Source organism: Brevibacillus sp. FW306-2-1A-C05A, assembly GCF_058781555.1.
The window spans coordinates 1-17309 of the sequence record NZ_JBYSWV010000037.1; the positions used below are offsets into that span (position 1 = coordinate 1).

Sequence of the window (17309 nt, forward strand, 5' to 3'; positions counted from 1 at the left end):
TCCAGGTCGGGGTGAAGTCCTTTTTTTATGCTCAGAAAACCTTGTTGCTCAAGGGTTTAGATTTATGCAAAAGGCTCAATTATATTCGTACTTCTTAGCATAACGGAGTAAAGACCATATCTATTCGAAGAACATGGAGAAATGGGAAAACCTCCGCGCAGGATTAATCCAGCGTGCGATTGTTTGCCCCTCTATTCAATCCCGTAGTGAGTATCACTTTGATCGGAAAAGTCTTGCCCCATTAAAATCACTCCTGCCGTTAAACATAAAGCCGGTTACACCATAAGGTTTGGTGAAAACCGGCTTTATTTGATGCCAGGAGCTCATTAGCTGCTGGTATCCCTTATACGGCTATTGGCTCTGTGCTTGCTGCTTTTGGCTTCTGGCGATCAAAAGCGACAGCAGGAAGCAGCCTACGGCAATCACAAGGGCGCCTGTGAAGACGACGTGAACGCCGGAGGCAAGCACGTCGCGGATCGCTGCCAGCTCTCCGGCAGGGAGGGAGCCTGTTTCAAAGGAAGCTCCCAGGTTCGCATGCCCCCCTGCTACCGTCATCAGGTTGAACAGCATGCCGAAAACGGCCGCCCCGAACGTTTGGCTGAAGGTCCCTGTGAACGTGTTGAGCGCGACGGCTGTGCCGCGTTTGTCCACGGGGACCGACGCCTGGATTTTGACCATCACGATCGGGCTAATCAGCCCCATGCCGAGGCCGATCAAGCCTACGGCCACGTAAATCAAATAGCCGGCCGAGTGCGAGGACAGGATGGTCAGCAGCGTGGCGGCAACGGTCAAAATGGCGGTCCCGCCCGTAATCAACTGCTCGGCGCGCAGCTTGCCCAGCAAGTTGCCGGAAAGCACCGAGCCAATCGTCCAGCAGACCGGCATCGGCGTCAGGACGAAGCCCGCCATCGTCGCGCTTTCGCCCAGCACGCCCTGGCTCCAGATCGGCAAGTAGACGACCATGCTGATGACGATGCCGTTGGTGAGGAAGGTGAGCATGTTAATCATCGTGACATTGCGGTTCGTCAACAGCGAGAGCGGAATCAGCGGCTCCGGCGATTTCTTTTCCACCGAAACGAACACCAGATAGGTCACTGCCGCAAAGACGATCAAGGAAATCGTCACCGGACTGGTCCAGGACTGATGCTGGCTGCCCGTCAACAGCGCGTACAAAAGCGCGATCGTGCCCACGGTGAAGATCAGCGCCCCCGGGTAGTCGATATGGCGCTTCGCTTTGGCCAGCAGCTTCTCGCGGTAAAACCAGACCAGCATGAAAAAGGACACGAGTCCGAATGGCAAATTCAGAAAAAAGATATAACGCCAGGAAAGCGTATCAACCAAAAAGCCACCGACCAGCGGCCCTGCGACGCCTGACAGCCCCCAGACAGCGCTGATCCAGCCCTGAGCCTTCGCTCTCGCCGTCTGTTCCGTGTACAAGTCGCCGATGATCGTCATCGTAATCGGCATTACGGCGCCAGCACCCAAGCCCTGGATCGCCCGGAAGACGATCAGTTGGCCCATCGTCATCGCCACGCCGCATAGCGTGGAGCCGAGCAAAAAGATGCCGATCCCGATCAACAGCACATTTTTGCGCCCAAACAAGTCAGCGAGCTTTCCGTAAATAGGCGCAGACACGGCTGTCGCCAGCATGTAGATGGCGTACACCCAGCTCACTAGCTCGAATCCTGACAAATCGCTGGTAATGCGCGGCACGGCTGTACTCACAATCGTCCCTTCCATGGCGGCCAGGAAGGTCGAGAGCATCAGCGCGACCATAATCTTTACTCTCATCTCGATCTCCTCTCTCTATCTACACACGAGCTCGATTCGCCGAAAAGCGTTGTCATAGTATAACACAAAACATTGCTTACCTACGAAACAAAAAAGGCGTTCAAACACTTTGCAAAAAGCGGCCAGCAACCGTCTCCATCGCCAGACAGGAAGCCGGAAAAGGGCGCGGCGCTTTGCGGGCGGCGCCGTTCCTTTTGCTACTCGTTCCAACTTTTGATGGCGCGAAACACCGCTTCGTAATAATGCGTTTCATGGGGAACAAAAGCGCTCTCGTCCACTTGTACATTTGCTTTGCAGCGGCGCCCTGCCTCGTCGGTCAAAAACCCTTGCGCCTCGACATGCGGCAGTTGGCCCGCAAACAGTTGCTCCAACTCGTGAAGCTTCACCCAGAAAAGCCCGGTGACCTCATCGGCCTGCAAGCGATACTCGTGCAGCGGCTGGTCGCAGGCGATGGCGAACACGTGGCACAGCTCCTTGTCGATAATCCCTGGCGAAGTCATCACATCGGAAATCACGCCGATCTCGCGCAACTGCTCAAATGGCACGGCCAGCCCAAGCTCCTCCTGCAATTCGCGCACCCCGTCACAGGACTGCTCTGCGGCGAGCAAATGACCTGCCGAAGTAATGTCGAGCAGATCGGGACACGTATCTTTTTGCGGATGTCTTTTCTGGAACAGAAGTTCTACCTGTCCAGCATGAATCCGGTAAATCCAGCAGTGAAACGTTTGATGCCAGTAGCCGAGACGGTGTACGTCGCTGCGCGCCTCCACCCCGATGTGGTTGCCCGCACCGTCCAAAATATCCAGAAGCTCTTCCTTCACTCTCTCCACCTCATTCGTGCGTCGGTTTCGTTGTCTCTACCACCTTACCAGTTGGAAGGGACGCTGGCTACTGGGTTGTTGGCGAATCTCTCCATTCGACAGGGGACTTGCGCGAGGCGAACGGGGCTCCCGGACTGTGCAGCCCATACTTTCCTCCCGGTGACGAAGAAAGGGACAGCGCTGTTGCGCCATCCCTTTTGCTCTGTCGTAATTTGCCATTCGTTATTGAATCGTCACTTCGTCCAGCATCGGGTACCCGACCGGGCTCAGCCAGAAGCTTTGACGTCCTTGGCCGTGACCGACACGTGGTCGATGGTGCGGATCGGAATGACCGGAACTTCCTTCAGCTCGATCTCGGTAACGGGCAGCGGCTCCGCGACATGGGCTTCGCCCGTCTCGACCATGGCGATCCGCGTCGTGTCTTCCGGGACTACCTTGAAGATGGCCTTTGCGTATTTTACCTTTTCGCCCTAGTAGTTGTCATTGCGCACGAGTACGATTTCCTGTCCGGGCGTCCACGATTCGAACACGAACGGCCCCGTGCCGACCGGATGCTTGCTCAACTCTTTTCCGTACTGCTCGATCGCTTTCGGGCTGATGATGCTGCCTTCGTGGTTGGCGAGGATGGACAGCAGTGGCGAGTACGGATAAGCGAGCTTGATTTGCACCGTATGCTCGTCGACTGCCTTCACTTCCTGAATCATTTGAAACTGGGTGGCGCGCGGCGAGCCTACCTGCGGGTCGAGGACGCGGGCAAACGTCGCTTTCACGGCTTCTGCGTCAAACGGTGTCCCGTCGTGAAAAACGACTCCCTGGCGCAGCTTGAACTCCCACGTCACATCGTCGAGCTGCTTCCATTCGGTGGCGAGCATCGGTTTGAAGGGCTTGGCTATGCTGCGACTCGTCTCTTTTTTCGCTTGCGGTAAATCGGTGTGGTGTGTGTGGTTACGGCAGCGTGATGTCGTCAACTTCAATGTGGCCGGCCGGGCTGATCCAGACGCCCTCCACGCCTTTTTCGATTGCTGCCAGGTTTTCGGCGAAACGGTAAGGGATCACCGCGACCTCATCCATTTCGAGCTGCTGTGCTTTTTCGTAAATTTGTTTGCGTTTTTCTTCGTCTTTCTCTTTGCGGCCGTCTTCGATCAGCTTGTCGACTTCCGGATTGCTGTAGAAGGAGTGGTTGCCCGGAGCCCGTGAGAGTTTGTGTGGAACAGGTTGTACTGGTTGTAGTCAGCGTCGCCTGTTGCGTTGCCCCAGCCGCTGATAAACAAGTCTGTCTCGCCTTTGCTCGCCGCGTCGATGTAGGCGCCGAACTCCAGCACTTTGACATCCAGGTCGATGTTGATTTGCTTGAGCTGTTGCTGCAGCACTTCGGCCACGTTGATTCGCGCCTTGTTGTCATTGAGATACACCGTTGCCTTGAAGCCGTTGGCATAGCCTGCGTCCGCGAGAAGCTGCTTCGCTTTTTCCAGATCGTAGCCGAGGTCTTTCACGTTCGGGCTGTAGCCGACCATGGCAGGCGAGATGGAGGAATGGGCGACGGTTCCGACGTCGTTGTACACACCTTGGATGATCGTTGGCTTGTCGACGGCGAGTGCGATTGCCTGGCGGACGCGCACATCATCAAACGGCTTTTTCTTCGTGTTGATGCCGATGTGCTCGCTGGAAAACGCGGCGTAGCGACCGAGCGTCATGTTTTGCGAGTTTTGCACGCGGTCTACTTCGGTGACAGGCAACTGTTCCGCGACCTGCGCTTCGCCTGTCTCGACCATCGCGAGGCGCGTGGTGTCTTCCGGGACGGTCGTTGAATTTTTAGATCATTCGCGCATGTTTCATTTTACCTACTATTCAGGCTTTATTTTTTCACTCTGTTTACTTGTATTTTCACTATCTTTACTCTTTTTCAGTTTTTCCATATAGTAGAACTGGAAAATAGATACAGAAACGAGGGGTGAAGCTCATGCAAGACCTCCCTACCTGGATGAAAGTCTTAGAGTGGGCGATTACTATCTTCCTTATCTTGTCGCTGATTAGCTCTACGGCATTTTTCCCTATTCTGGCGCTGACAAGCATGCTCGTTTACAGCGGGTCTGTAAGCTTTTTAGCCTGGAACCAAAATCGGAGAAAAGCCTATGCGCTTTTCGGATTAACTGCCATAATCGCGATCGTGTTTGTCCGCTCGATTTTGCTGCTCGTCTCTCCCTGACAAAAATTCGCCTGAGCCTGACATAGAAAAAGCTCTCTCCTGTCTCGCGGGAGAGAGCTTGCGCTACATCTATTGGATCGTCACATCGTTTACCTCGATATAGCCGGACGGGCTGATGTAGACGCCCTGCACGTTTTTCGCGATGGCGGCGAGGTTTTCGCTGCTGCGGTATGGCAGAAGCGGCACCTCGTCCATCTCGATCTGTTGCGCCTCGGCGTATATTTGCTTGCGTTTTTCCGGATCTTTTTCCTTGCGCGCCGCTTCGATCAGCGCATCGACTTTCGGATTGCTGTAAAAGGAATGGTTGCCCGGAACGCCTGCGGACGTGCTGTGGAACAGGTTGTACTGGTTGTAGTCGCCGTCGCCTGTCGCGTTGCCCCAGCCGCTGATGAACATTTGCGCTTCGCCTTTTGCCGCCAGCTCCAGGTACGCGCCGAACTCCATCACCTGAATTTGCAGGTCGATCCCGATGCCTTTCAACTGGGATTGCAGCACCTCCGCGACATTGATCCGCGCCTTGTTGTCATTGAGATAGATCGTCGCCTTGAAGCCGTTGCCGTACCCTGCTTCGGTGAGTAGTTGCTTGGCCTTGTTCAGGTCGTATTCCGGCGCCTTGATGTCCGGGCTGTATCCGATCACTTTCGGGCCGAGCGAAGAATTGGCGGCTTTGCCTACGTTGTTGTACACGCCTTGAATGATCGCTTCCTTGTCGATCGCATGGGCAATCGCCTGACGCACGCGGACGTCGTCAAACGGCTTTTTCTTGACGTTCATCCCGATGTGATCCACGGCGAACGACTCGAAGCGGCCGAGCGACATGTTCGGCGAGTTTTGGACCCGCTCCAGCTCGGTGACCGGAAGCTGCTCGGCGACATGGGCTTCGCCTGTCTCGACCATGGCGACGCGGGTAGTATCCTCTGGTATGGTTTTGAACACGACTTTGTCGACTTTCGGCTTCGTTCCCCAGTAGTTTTCGTTTTTGACAATCACGATTTCCTGGCCGGGCGTCCACGATTCGAACACGAACGGCCCTGTGCCAACCGGGTGCTTGGACAAGTCTTTGCCGTACTGCTCGATCGCTTTCGGGCTGATGATGCCGCCCTCGGCGCTGGCGAGTACGGAGAGCAGACCCGCGAACGGATAATGCAAAATGATTTCCACTTTTTTCGGGTCGACGACTTTGACTTCCTTAATCATGCCGAACATGTTCGCCTTCGGGGTCGGCTCGTTTTTGTCCAAAATGCGCTCGATCGTCTTTTTCACCGCTTCCGCATCAAACGGCGTACCGTCGTGGAAGGTCACGCCATCCCGCAGGGTAAACTCCCATGTGACGTCGTCTTTCTGGTTCCATTCGGTGGCCAAAAGCGGCTTGTACTCGCTGTTGCGATCCATCATCACGAGTCCCTCGTACATTTTGTGCTGAACCACTGCCATGGAGTTGATCTGTGTGCTGAAATGCGGATCGAGGTTGTTCGCATCAGACAAGCGTGCGATGACCAGCGTGCCGCCACCTGCTGCCGATGTGGCTGGTGCGGTGCTGCTGGCAGCTTGGCCGGAATTGGCGTTACCCGTAGCTGTTTGCGACTGCGGACTGCCCGAACACCCTGCCAAAGCGGTTGCAAGCAAAACGGACAGAACAAAAATGGAACCTAGCATACGCTTTTTCTTCACAGAAAATGCCCCCTTTGTCTCGATGGTAAAAGGAAAGATGGTGACGCAACAAAATATTACTAATTTTCGAACTATTAATCTTTGCACGATCTTTACTATCTTTTTCACTATCTTTACCAGTTCTTTTTTGACTGTTCAAAATATCTCTACTAAAAAATGTGGCGGAGGCCGCTGTGTCTAAAATTGCCATGAAGAATTTTTGGTCCGTGGAGCATCTTATCAGGAGGCGGGAAAAAGCAGGCGGCCACGCCAGATGACCGCGATCATAGGATCATAAGGAGGACGCGCATGGGAATTTTTGGTGGGAATCCAAAGAATGAGCCGATGCATTATGGCGAAGTATTTGGCGTCTGGGTTTATTTAGCGACAACTAAAGCGCTGCTGGCTGGTTATCAAACCGCAATGAACCATGCTGGCGATACGGATTTGAAAGACTTCCTCGAAGACCTCATGCAAACGATGAAAAAAGAAATAGAGCGCCTGGAGGATTTGCTCAAATTGGCTGGCGTCGGCTTGCCGCCCACTCCTCCCGATCGGCCTGTCGCCGATGCGAACAGCATTCCCGTTGGCGCACGGCTGAACGATTCAGAGATTGCGCTTGGCATCTCCCGGGATATCGCAGGCGGCTTGCTGACGTGCAGCCAGATCATGAGCCAGTCCATCCGCGAAGATATCGGCATGATGTTCGGGGAGTTCCACATGACGAAAGCGCAGTCTGGCTATCGACTGTTGCGCATTCTCAAGGAAAAAGGGTGGCTGATCTCTCCGCCCCTTCATGCACAAGCTCCTGAGCTTGCTCATGTTTAGATTTTAGCCAGTCTGCTAACGCGATGCTTTCGCCCCCAGTCCCGCCGCCATACACTGGGGGCGATATGTTTGAGGCGGCGCCATTTGACCGACCAGCATCGTTCGCTTTGCAACAGTTATTCGTGCAAAAAAAAGAGGCAAGGCCACGTCGCCGCCGCGAGTGAGCCGTGCCTCTTTCTGTTTGATTGTGCAGCGCCCAACCATTGATAGCCCTGCCCTTCACTCCGTACCTGATCAGTCTGTCTTATAAATCGGTTAATATTAATTCAATAGTTCCCGTGTTGAGCTTTGCCTGAGAATTAAGATTTCTGTAATAATTAATATAGTGATTATGTTTAAAAACGATTGCTGCATCGTTATTGGTAACACGAACACCTGGTTCATATACAAAATTATTTTTTGCTGTCCTCGTTCCTAACGCAAAGTCGACAACCCACTTCGTGTAATTATCAGACAGGCTAGATTCATCAGTTATGCTTGATGATTTCGTGTTAAATGTCCAACTTACCGATGGAACTAAACCTGATAACCCAACAGAAGCAGTAGAATCAGTATCTGTTGTAAATGGACCGTATGAGCGAATTGTCTGTTCGTTAGCATCACTGCCAGTATGTCTATATCTCATTGCTAGTTCGCGGGTTTGGTAATTATTTCTGGGATCGGTTTGATTGAAAAACTTTACATCCCAAACAGAGACTTTCTTGCCTTTTAACGTTGAGATTCCACGCCTTGTATAATCAACGTTGCTAGTATACACACCCGCAAGTTCATTTCTATTTTCATCTCTTACTCTATATGTGTAAGAATCAGAATAAGTATCATCCTCATAACTTGCTGAAGCTTTTAAAGATATAGCATTACTGAACCTCTTACGTTCGGCCAGTTCCACTTTTTCTTGGATTTCTTCTCGAATCTCATCTAGAGGAACTTCGTCTAGTTGGTCAAATATATAATCAACATGTCTGGCACCACCTTGTTCATAGACTCCTACCCCCATCAGTTTTGGCGCAGTTCCTTCATCTTCTGATGAGCGATTTATCTTGAGTTCAGCCTTAGTATAGTCCTTGATCTCTTTGGGATTTATTTCCTCACCTCGCTATTGCATTCTCACTCCCCACTTGAGTTAATATTAATGTAGTTGCTAGTCCGACACAAAGAGCGGATGCTAAAAACTTCATAACATTACCTCCATTTACATTTGTTGTTACAGTGTTATTATATATAAAAGATAACAAAAAAAGGAAGAGAATTGAAATATGTCCAAATTATTAGAAACATTCATCGTAATCGGCTTGGGCTTTTTCACCGGATTATTTTTTGGCGGAGGCAGCAATATACTACTAGCCGGTATATTTTGGGCTTTAGTGTTTATCTTGCTAAAACTGCCTGACAAAGAAAAATAAATGAATGCTCGCTCGCCTTGCCAACCGTTTTCGCGGTAAAAAGAAGCACGCCCCATCGTCGCCGCGAGTGAGTCGTGCTTCTGTTCGGTTCTGTTTGTTCTGTGACCACAAGGCCGCGACTATTTTTTCGCATCGCGCTGTGCTATCGGTAGCAGTGTTTGTTGCTATCGTGAGGCTATTTGTCCTTACCCCAAAATCGTCATCACTTTATGCTGACTGTCCAGTACTTCCACCTTCACCGCGCCGCCCAGGTTGCGCGACACGGATTCAGCCAGTTCGTTCAGCGCCAGATGAAACGCGTCACTTCTTGTTTCATAAATGGAATTGTAAATGTCAACAAGCGGGTTGATCGTTCCGATGGAATGACCGTTTTTCACTCGTTTCAATAAAGCTTCAATGGAACAGCGCGCCCCTTTTTTCGTCTTGAATTTCTGAAAAGCTTCGCGCCAGACGAGGATGACCGGATTGCTGCTGAACTCTTCCCAATCGAGAAATGTATGGGCTTCTTGCTCCGCCTCCCGCAACAGCTTCTCGTAAAATGCAACGTCCCTTACGGCATTGTCGATTCCCTGGCAAATCACCGTGCCAATTTTGGCCTGCGGGAATAACGACCAAAAATCATCTTCCACGATAAATTTCGGCATCATTGATCTCTCCGTTTCCTTGCACTGATTGTTTCAAACCGAATCACTTTTTGTCGTGTCACAAACGATCCTACGTTTTCGCCGGGCTAGCAAAGGCGGAAAATACGCCGAGTACAATATAGACATAGCCCGTCACCCGATTCTGCAGCTTCGCACTCGCGTTCATCCGCTTGCGAATGCTCGCCGCAAGCAAGGCGTACAGGCCGTCGCTAACAAAGGCAAGCGTAATAAAGATCGCGCCCAAAAGCAAAAACTGTCCGCTGACCGATCCGGCAGAAGGCGCGATGAACTGCGGAAAAAATGCCAAAAAGAACAGGGCTGTCTTCGGATTCATAACTTCTACGAGCGCGGATTCGCATAATATCTTGAGCCATTTTTTCTGCGGGGCTTGCGCTATTTCCGAAGCCTTGTTGTCTGATGCGGAAAACAAAGTCTTGCACCCAAGGTAGATCAAATAAGCCGCACCCAAATACTTCACGACCGTAAATGCTGTCGCGGATGTCATCAAAATCGCAGAAATGCCAACCGCGCCTGCCAAGACGTGAACAGCGCCGCCAAGCGATACGCCAAGCACGGATACCAGCCCCGCCTGCCTCCCTTGCTCGATGCTTCTGGCCATAATGTACAACACGGCAGGTCCAGGTATTATAAGCAAGGCAGCAGCAGCAACGACAAACAGCCAAATTGTTGAAAATTCCATAAACGGCAACTCCTTCTTAGTTACATCGGTTTTGCCCTGGCCGCAAGCGGTCATCATGCTGCAGATGCTTAAAACAGCTCTTTCCGCTGCTCACGCAACCACTTGGCGACCTGAATATCTCTTTGTTCCTCTGATTTTTCAAGCTCAGTCACAATGGATTGATAGTCGACGTTATCGCGATTTTGGCTCATTTTCGCCGCCCCTTCGAGCGAGGTGATTTCCACCTCAAAACCGACGATTCCTTTCATTTCTCGCTCCAACAGCTCTGGAGCAAACGTCTCCCAAAGCCGGCCGTTTTCCCGGTGCGCTTCATAATGTCTGAGCATACCAGCCAAAGCCGTTTTCAGCTCATCCCCCGCGAGAATACGGGCGGTTCCGTACGCGTGTACAGCGAGATAGTCCCAGGTGGGAACCGATTCGCTTTTATACCAGCTCGACGAAATGTAAGCGTGCGGCCCTTGAAAAACAAGCAGCACATCGCGATTGTCCGCCAGCGTTTTCTTTTGCATGTTTCCGTAGGCGATATGCCCAGTCGCAAAAATTTTCCCGTCCTCTTCGCGAATTTCCACCGGAATGTGCGTTGCCAACGGGCGTTGTCCATCGACGGTAACCAACAAGGCAAACGGGTTCGACTTCATCATTTGCACCGCCTCCGCACGCTCCATGCGGTATAGCTTCGGAATGTACACACTTATCATCCTTTCTCCTGGAAAAATACTTGTCCGTTACAGAAAACAATAGGATACAAACTGACATGAAAAAAGATACAATAATGAACAAATGTACATGTCAGAGGGAATGCAAATGAAAAACACGATTTTTACCTTCAAAGGCAACTCTCCGAAATACAAACAAATCTACGAGAAATTCAAATCGTTCATTGAGCAGGGCGACATAAAGGCCGATGAGCAGTTGCCTTCCATTCGCCAGCTTGCTGACTCCTTGCATGTAAGCCGCAATACGACATTGATGGCCTATGAACAGCTTGTGGCGGAAGGTTATATTCGCGGAGAGGGGCGAAAAGGCTATTTTGTCAATGAAGTAGAGCCTGTTTTGTTTCAAGCGGCTCCCCCTTCCGCTTATCGCGGGCAATCCGAGCAGGTACCGCCTGTTCGCATTGATTTTCGCTCAGACGTCGTCGATCAAACTCACTTCCCTTTAAAAACATGGAGGAGGATCGCCAATCAAGTATTGACGGCGAAGGAAAGCTTTCGGTACGGAGAGCCGTTTGGCGAACGTTGCCTGCGCGAGCAAATCGCCGCCTACATCCTCCAGTCTCGCGGGGTGAGAACAGATCCGGACGCGATCATTGTCGGGAGCAGCACCCAGCAAATGCTGGTGTATCTCGGTCACGTCCTGAAGCGCGACTTTTCCGGCATAATCGTGGAGGACCCTGGCTACGACGGCGCCAGGGAAGCATTCCAATTAAACGGCTTTACGCTTGAAACGTTGCCCGTTTACGAGACAGGCGCTGATTTTTCGCACCTGGAACAGTTGCAATCCCGCCTGATTTACGTCGCGCCGTCCCATCACAGTCCGTACGGGGTAAGCATGCCCATTCAACAGCGGCATGCCCTGATCCATTGGGCAAACACCGTTCAAGGCTATATTATCGAAGACGATTACGACAGCGAGTTTCGCTATACGCAGCAGCCATTTCCCGCGCTCGCCTCGATTGATTCCGCGCGGGTGATTTACCTTGGAAATTTCTCCAAGTGCTTTCTCCCCGGCATCCGGATCAGCTAACTTTGTTAAGGCTACCTCTAAAGGAGGAATAACTAAATGCAAAGGTTCCCGGATTTTATAAAATTCAACTTGCTGCTACTCTTTTTTATTATCTTCTCAACCCTCTTCCCCTATTTGAAAGGACCTGCTCCCACACCAGTTGAGAGCGGGGCCAGTGAATCTAGTTATTCATTCACAATTTTTTAATCGCTGAATTGAGAAGTACTTTCAACACAAAGCAAAAGAGGCATCGCCCCTCTTCGCCCAAGCGAGAGAGCCGTGCCTCTTCGTGTGTTGCCTGTTGTTATTCCGTTACTTCTACAGACCAGCCAAACTTGTCTTCCCGCTCTCCGTACTGGATGCCAGTCATCGTTTCGTACAGTCTGGTCGTCAACGGACCTGTTTTCTCCCCGTTGATAATCATTTGATGGCCGTTCCAGTTCAGATCGCCAACCGGAGAGATGACCGCCGCCGTCCCTGTGCCGAACGCTTCTTCCAGTTGTCCGTTCTTGTGCGCCTCATACAAGTCTTCGACGGAAATGCGCTTTTCTACAACCGGAATGCCCCAGTCTTGGAGCAACTGGATGGTCGAATCGCGGGTGATCCCCTCCAAAATGCTGCCGTTCAACGCCGGGGTCCACACTTCGTCCCCTACTTTGAAAAACACGTTCATGCTGCCGACTTCTTCGATGTATTTATTTTCAACGCCATCCAGCCAAAGCACTTGCTCGTAGCCTTTTTCCTTGGCTTCTGCCTGTGCTTTCAAGGCGCCTGCGTAGTTCCCTGCTACTTTTGCGTTGCCCGTACCGCCTCTGACTGCGCGGACGTATTTGTTTTCCACGTAAATTTTGACCGGCTCCATGCCATTGGCATAGTAAGCACCGACGGGAGACAGGACGATAATCAGCTTGTACGTGTGCGAGGCACGCACGCCGAAACATGGCTCTGTCGCAATCACGAACGGACGAATATAGAGCGACATGCCGCTTTCTGCCGGAATCCACTCTTTTTCCAGCGCCACCAACTGCTTCAGGGCGGCGACCATGAACTCCTCATCGACTTGTGGCATGCTCATCCGCTCCAGGGAGCGATTCATCCGTTTGAAGTTTTGATCCGGGCGGAACAGAAGCACTTTGCCTTCTTTGTTGCGGTATGCCTTCAGTCCTTCAAAAATCGCTTGTCCATAGTGGAAGACCATTGCCGCCGGATCGAGTGACAAGGGAGCATACGGAACGATTTGTGGATCGTGCCATCCTTTGCCTTCCGTGTAATCCATAGTGAACATGTGATCGGTAAAATGTACGCCGAACCCCAGCTTATCGAGCGCTGGCTTCTCTTTTTTGTGTGCTGTCCGGGTAATGGTTAACTGACACTCCATCCTCTACATCTCCCTTAGTTTATGAAATTCTACCTTTTTGAAACTGAGCTTATATATTTAAAATAGCAACTATTTCGAACGATTGCCAGCGTAACTTTCTGTTTACCAGGAAGCGGCTACCCGATTGCTTGCCCTGTCAACTGGCAAAGCGCGCGATGGCGTCGACATTGTACACGTCCTTGCCTTTTTCCAAAGCCGCAATCAGCCGTTCATGGCCAAAGCTATACCTTACCCGAACGCCGCACAGCCCGTACGATTTGGAAAACGTGCGCAAAACGAGCAAATTCGGATAGCGGTCTATAAGCGAGATGACACTCTCATCCGAGTCGGCAAAATCCATGTAGGCTTCGTCGACGACAACCAACCCGTCCATGCCTTCCACCAAGTGGATCACCTCGGCTTGCGAAAGCAGCAGTCCCGTCGGCGCGTTCGGGTTGACTAGCACTACGGCTTGCGCCCCGCTTTTACGCAGCGCCTCCCCATCAAAGGAAAAATCGTCCCTGGTCGCAACTTTGATGCATGTGGCCTGGTAGCCAGCCGCCACCGAATGATAGAGCGGAAAGGAAGGGTCGGGGATCGCGACTTTTCCTTCGGGACCGACGAACACCTTCATCAGCAGCGAAATCAGCTCGCTGGAACCGTCGGAGCAAAACGTTTGCTCTACCTTGACGCCATACTGGGCGGCCAGCTCGGCACGCAATTCCTCGCACCTGGAATCCGGGTAGCGGCGCAGTTGCTCTTCTGTGATCTCGCGCAAAGCTTTTAGCACCTGTGGCGAAGGGGGATGCGGGCTTTCGTTCAGATTCAGGCGAATCGCTCCCGCTTCGGGAAGCGGCTGCACCCCCTTCTGCGTAGCCCGGCATCTGCTCGATATGCGGCAAAACGATGGTCATTTTCCTGTCTCCTCCTCGTACATACTTTCTCATCCCTGCTTCCGGTTCTCTCTGCAAAGATGGTATGATGTACCTACCATATCCTTAATTTTACAAAGAAGAAAGATCCAGTTTCCCGCTTTTTCAAGTGCCAGGTACGAAAGGAATGGAGATGGACCCGGCTTGCGCTCCCGGATCGCCAGCTATTTGCATCAAATCCGCGGCGTCCGCTGCTCACCCGATCAGATCGTCGTCGGCGCGGGTACGTATCACTCGCTCGACCTGCTGTTTCAATTGCTAAAAGAAGACGTGAAGACCCTCGCCTTGGAGGAAGCCGTCAACGATGGGGTGAAAGCGCTACTGGGCCAATACCCGTTTTCCTGTCGGCCGCTGTGCCTGGAAGAAGACGGTATTTGTCTCGAAGATGTTGCGGCCAGTCGTGCCCAGGCGATCTATTTGACGCCTTCCCACCAGTTTCCGTACGGGACGACGGTCTCTGACCGCAAACGAGCATGGCTGTTGGATTGGGCCAAAAAGACGGGCGGCTACCTGATCGAAAACGACTACGACGGAGAATTTCGCTACGGGGCAAGGCCGATTCCCTCGCTGCAAAGCCAGGACGACAGCGAACGCGTCATCTATGTGGGCACGCTTTCCCGAGTGCTGTGTCCCTCTTTTCGGCTCAGCTATTTACTCTTGCCCCGCTCGCTGCTCGCCCGCTTCCGGACAAAGCGCAACAGCTACGACCAGTACGCCTCGCCGATTTTCCAGCACACATTGGAGTTGTTCATGCAATCCGGAGACTTTCATCGGCACGTGCGAAACATGCGCGCGCTCTACAAGCGCAAGCACGATGTGCTGCTTCATTCGCTCGAGGAGCATTTTCCTGCGGGCAACATCATCGGGACAGGGGCCGGCCTGCACATGCTGCTGCAGCTTTCCGCGGAGAGAAGCGAAGCGGAAATCGTGGAGCAGGCGCTCGGCAACGGCGTGAAAGTATATCCTACCTTCGCCTACTCGCTTGTGCCCGCGCGCTCGTGGCCGCCCACGATCCTGTTCGGCTTCGGCGGATTGTCCGAGGCGGAAATCCAGGAGGGGGTCAGACGCTTTGCCCAAGCGGTTTACGGGTGAGCAGGCGGCAAAAGGCAAAAGGAGCGCCCCCTCTTTTGCAAAAACAGCTACTATGCCCGGATCACTTCGATTAGTCCTGATCTGCGCGGGAAGCGTATATGATGAAACAGAGCGGAGTGAATTGTCATGAGTGAGTTTTTGGTCATCGCGATTCCACTGTTGTTAGGAATTGTCGGTTTTGTTTGTCTGCTCCTTGGCTTGTTTGGATACCACCCGAAACGGATTCGCATCAATCTCACCATTTCCGGCATCTGCTTTTTCCTGTTGTTCGCGTATCTTATCATCGGTTATTTTTACACGAATCAGGCTGCTTCCGCGTTTTTGCTTTGAAGTTGCCTGCCGATGCACGTTCCAGCATTGTCACAAGGAGGTTTTACGCCCATGAACATTCGCGCTGAAAAAGCGTTGCCAAAAAAAATCGCCATCGTAACGGGGGCAAGTCGATTGCGCGGCATCGGCGCTGCCATTTGCCGAAAATTGGCTTCCCAGGGGGTCGATCTGTTTTTCACCTACTGGACGGCGTACGACAAAACGATGGACTGGGGTGTGGAAGACCATGAGCCGCACCAGTTGCGCGAGGAGCTTTTACGCTCCGGCGTGAGATGTGCGAGCATGGAGATTGACCTGTCCCAGCCGGATTCCTGGCTGCGTGTCCTCGACGAAGCGAACGCACAGCTCGGTGCGCCCTGTATTCTCGTCAACAACGCCTGTCATTCGACTACAGATGGTTACCAGGCGCTCGATGCGGCCAGCCTGGATGCCCATTACGCGCTCAATGTCCGGGCGCCGATCATGCTCAGTGTGGAATTTGCCCGCCGATTCTCGCGAGGCGCTCACGGCCGGATTATTCATATGACCTCGGGACAGTCCAAAGGCCCGATGCCGGGCGAAATTGCTTACACCGCCACAAAAGGAGCCTTGGATGCGTTCACGGTGACGTTTGCTGCGGAAGTGGCCCCGCTTGGGATTACCGTCAATGCCGTCAATCCGGGGCCGACTGACACCGGCTGGATGTCGGCGGAGCTTGCGCAACACATTCTTGCGCGCAGTCCGCTGGGCAGAATCGGCCAACCGGAGGATGCCGCCCGTTTGGTTGCGTTTTTGGCGAGCGAGGAAGCGGGCTGGATCACGGGGCAAGTCATCCATTCGGAGGGAGGCTTTCTGCGTTGAACCGCCAAAGGTTGCCAGCCTGGCCGAGTACAGAAACCTATAGAAAAAGCACAATCCGCTCAAGTCTGGCAGATTGTGCTTTTTCATTTGGCAGCGAGGCTATTGCGACTTGATCGGCGACTTGCCGTGACGGCGGTGGATTTCCATGTACTCGTAGCTGCCCTGTGCCGCGTGCAGGCGAACGGGACAGCCCAGTTCGTCGCTGTAGCGCTTCGTGACGACCAAATTCTCGACCGTCTGCGTCTCGATCCGCTCAGGCGCGAGCATCCCGCGAATCAGCCCGTTGTGCGCGCCGTCAAAATCTTTGACAAACTGGACGGCCCGCTCAAGCCCTGCCCGCCCTTCCGCTTCGTTCCACACGACTTCGATCTCGCCGTTTGCCTTGACCACGCGCATGCCGGACTGGTAGCTCGGCCCCATGTACATGCGCAGTCCAAGACGTCTTGCATGCTCGGCCGCTGCTGCCAACTCCTCGTACGTCTCCGCCCAGCGCTTGTAAAACACAGAGGTGATCGGCATCGCGGTCGTCACCCCGTTCAGGATCAGTTGGCTGTAGGCGTAGAGCGACTTGAACGACTCTTCTTCCGGCGTCATGACTTCGCGGTAGCCTTTGCGGTAGTACGCTTCCGACCAGAGCAAGTTTTTGTTTTTTTCCGCCGATACTTCCAGATGCACGATGTCGTGGTCGATATCGCCCAGCGCGTTCAAGTCGATAAAGCCAGGGCTTATGACAGCGTTTCCGGCGTCGATCACTTCGTCGACTTCCCCGGCATAATCATGGCCCACAAACAAAATCGTGTCGTTTTCGTAGACAACCTCCCCGTCCCTGATGATGACGTGGTCTTCCCCGTCAAAGCCGATCACGTATTTGGCTGTTATTTTCTTTTTCATACTGCTTCTCCCTCGCCTTCGCATCCATACTCTTTCTCTCCACTGTCTATCTGCGTGTCCTTTGTCAGTATAAGAAATATTCTGTCAAGTTTGTTGCAA

General features: G+C 52.6%; 16 protein-coding genes and 3 pseudogenes. 7 read left to right on the plus strand and 12 right to left on the minus strand.

Annotation, left to right across the window (positions count from 1 at the left end; all coding sequences use genetic code 11):
* Positions 1–351 precede the first annotated feature (351 nt).
* The 4 genes and pseudogenes from AC3WJN_RS19125 to AC3WJN_RS19140 form a co-directional block, all read right to left on the minus strand.
* A complete protein-coding gene (locus tag AC3WJN_RS19125; protein ID WP_007783806.1) occupies positions 352–1791 on the minus strand; it encodes an MDR family MFS transporter in 1440 nt (479 codons plus the stop codon).
* Between the two features lie 197 nt (positions 1792–1988).
* Positions 1989–2612 carry an NUDIX hydrolase gene (locus tag AC3WJN_RS19130; protein WP_007783803.1) on the minus strand — a complete coding sequence of 208 codons (624 nt, stop codon included), beginning with the start codon at positions 2610–2612 and terminating at the stop codon, positions 1989–1991.
* Between the two features lie 347 nt (positions 2613–2959).
* A pseudogene (locus AC3WJN_RS19135) lies at positions 2960–3493 on the minus strand (ABC transporter substrate-binding protein); the annotation flags it as partial.
* A gap of 64 nt (positions 3494–3557) precedes the next feature.
* Positions 3558–4414: pseudogene (locus AC3WJN_RS19140) on the minus strand (ABC transporter substrate-binding protein); the annotation flags it as partial.
* A 158-nt stretch (positions 4415–4572) separates the two neighbouring features.
* Between AC3WJN_RS19140 and AC3WJN_RS19145 the strand changes: the two are divergent.
* Positions 4573–4818 (plus strand): hypothetical protein, encoded by a 246-nt coding sequence (locus AC3WJN_RS19145; RefSeq protein ID WP_007783788.1) that lies wholly within the window; start codon positions 4573–4575, stop codon positions 4816–4818.
* A gap of 69 nt (positions 4819–4887) precedes the next feature.
* Here AC3WJN_RS19145 and AC3WJN_RS19150 read toward each other — a convergent pair whose 3' ends face one another.
* Positions 4888–6489 carry a glutathione ABC transporter substrate-binding protein gene (locus AC3WJN_RS19150; RefSeq protein ID WP_007783785.1) on the minus strand — a complete coding sequence of 534 codons (1602 nt, stop codon included), beginning with the start codon at positions 6487–6489 and terminating at the stop codon, positions 4888–4890.
* Between the two features lie 288 nt (positions 6490–6777).
* Between AC3WJN_RS19150 and AC3WJN_RS19155 the strand changes: the two genes are divergently transcribed.
* Entirely contained in the window at positions 6778–7296 is a 519-nt protein-coding gene (locus AC3WJN_RS19155) for a DUF3231 family protein (RefSeq protein ID WP_007783780.1), read from the plus strand.
* A gap of 244 nt (positions 7297–7540) precedes the next feature.
* On the opposite strand, the gene AC3WJN_RS19160 is transcribed toward AC3WJN_RS19155, so the two are convergent.
* Complete coding sequence (locus AC3WJN_RS19160) at positions 7541–8293, minus strand: hypothetical protein (RefSeq protein ID WP_007783777.1); 753 nt, start codon at positions 8291–8293, stop codon at positions 7541–7543.
* A gap of 259 nt (positions 8294–8552) precedes the next feature.
* On the opposite strand from AC3WJN_RS19160, the gene AC3WJN_RS19165 reads away from it, so the two are divergent.
* A complete protein-coding gene (locus AC3WJN_RS19165; RefSeq protein WP_007783774.1) occupies positions 8553–8699 on the plus strand; it encodes a hypothetical protein in 147 nt (48 codons plus the stop codon).
* 185 nt (positions 8700–8884) lie between these two features.
* Here the strand turns inward: AC3WJN_RS19165 and AC3WJN_RS19170 are convergent, their stop codons facing one another.
* The 3 genes from AC3WJN_RS19170 to AC3WJN_RS19180 form a co-directional block, all read right to left on the minus strand.
* Positions 8885–9343, minus strand: coding sequence for a B3/B4 domain-containing protein (locus tag AC3WJN_RS19170; RefSeq protein ID WP_026557742.1), 459 nt, complete (start codon positions 9341–9343; stop codon positions 8885–8887).
* A 70-nt stretch (positions 9344–9413) separates the two neighbouring features.
* Positions 9414–10043, minus strand: a complete 630-nt coding sequence (locus tag AC3WJN_RS19175) for a LysE family translocator (RefSeq protein WP_007783767.1) — start codon at positions 10041–10043, stop codon at positions 9414–9416.
* 68 nt (positions 10044–10111) lie between these two features.
* Entirely contained in the window at positions 10112–10741 is a 630-nt protein-coding gene (locus AC3WJN_RS19180; protein ID WP_007783764.1) for an FMN-binding negative transcriptional regulator, read from the minus strand.
* Positions 10742–10847: 106 nt separating this feature from the next.
* Here AC3WJN_RS19180 and pdxR point away from each other — a divergent pair.
* Positions 10848–11786, plus strand: a pseudogene (gene pdxR / locus AC3WJN_RS19185) (MocR-like pyridoxine biosynthesis transcription factor PdxR); the annotation flags it as partial.
* 286 nt (positions 11787–12072) lie between these two features.
* Here pdxR and AC3WJN_RS19190 read toward each other — a convergent pair.
* Together AC3WJN_RS19190 and AC3WJN_RS19195 are read right to left on the minus strand one after the other, a co-directional pair.
* The gene (locus AC3WJN_RS19190; RefSeq protein WP_005828278.1) at positions 12073–13146 is read right to left on the minus strand and encodes a branched-chain amino acid aminotransferase; all 1074 of its coding nucleotides are present in this window, start codon (positions 13144–13146) and stop codon (positions 12073–12075) included.
* Between the two features lie 136 nt (positions 13147–13282).
* Positions 13283–13987: a pyridoxal phosphate-dependent aminotransferase gene (locus AC3WJN_RS19195; protein WP_007783751.1), complete on the minus strand. Its 705-nt coding sequence runs from the start codon at positions 13985–13987 to the stop codon at positions 13283–13285.
* Between the two features lie 214 nt (positions 13988–14201).
* On the opposite strand from AC3WJN_RS19195, the gene AC3WJN_RS19200 reads away from it, so the two are divergent.
* From AC3WJN_RS19200 to AC3WJN_RS19210, 3 genes are all read left to right on the plus strand, one after another.
* Positions 14202–15149, plus strand: coding sequence for an aminotransferase-like domain-containing protein (locus tag AC3WJN_RS19200; RefSeq protein WP_005828273.1), 948 nt, complete (start codon positions 14202–14204; stop codon positions 15147–15149).
* Between the two features lie 126 nt (positions 15150–15275).
* The gene (locus AC3WJN_RS19205) at positions 15276–15479 is read left to right on the plus strand and encodes a hypothetical protein (RefSeq protein ID WP_005828271.1); all 204 of its coding nucleotides are present in this window, start codon (positions 15276–15278) and stop codon (positions 15477–15479) included.
* Between the two features lie 51 nt (positions 15480–15530).
* Entirely contained in the window at positions 15531–16319 is a 789-nt protein-coding gene (locus tag AC3WJN_RS19210) for an SDR family oxidoreductase (protein ID WP_005828269.1), read from the plus strand.
* 99 nt (positions 16320–16418) lie between these two features.
* Here the strand turns inward: AC3WJN_RS19210 and AC3WJN_RS19215 are convergent, their stop codons facing one another.
* The gene (locus tag AC3WJN_RS19215) at positions 16419–17210 is read right to left on the minus strand and encodes an amidohydrolase family protein (protein ID WP_007783744.1); all 792 of its coding nucleotides are present in this window, start codon (positions 17208–17210) and stop codon (positions 16419–16421) included.
* Between the last annotated feature and the right edge of the window lie 99 nt (positions 17211–17309).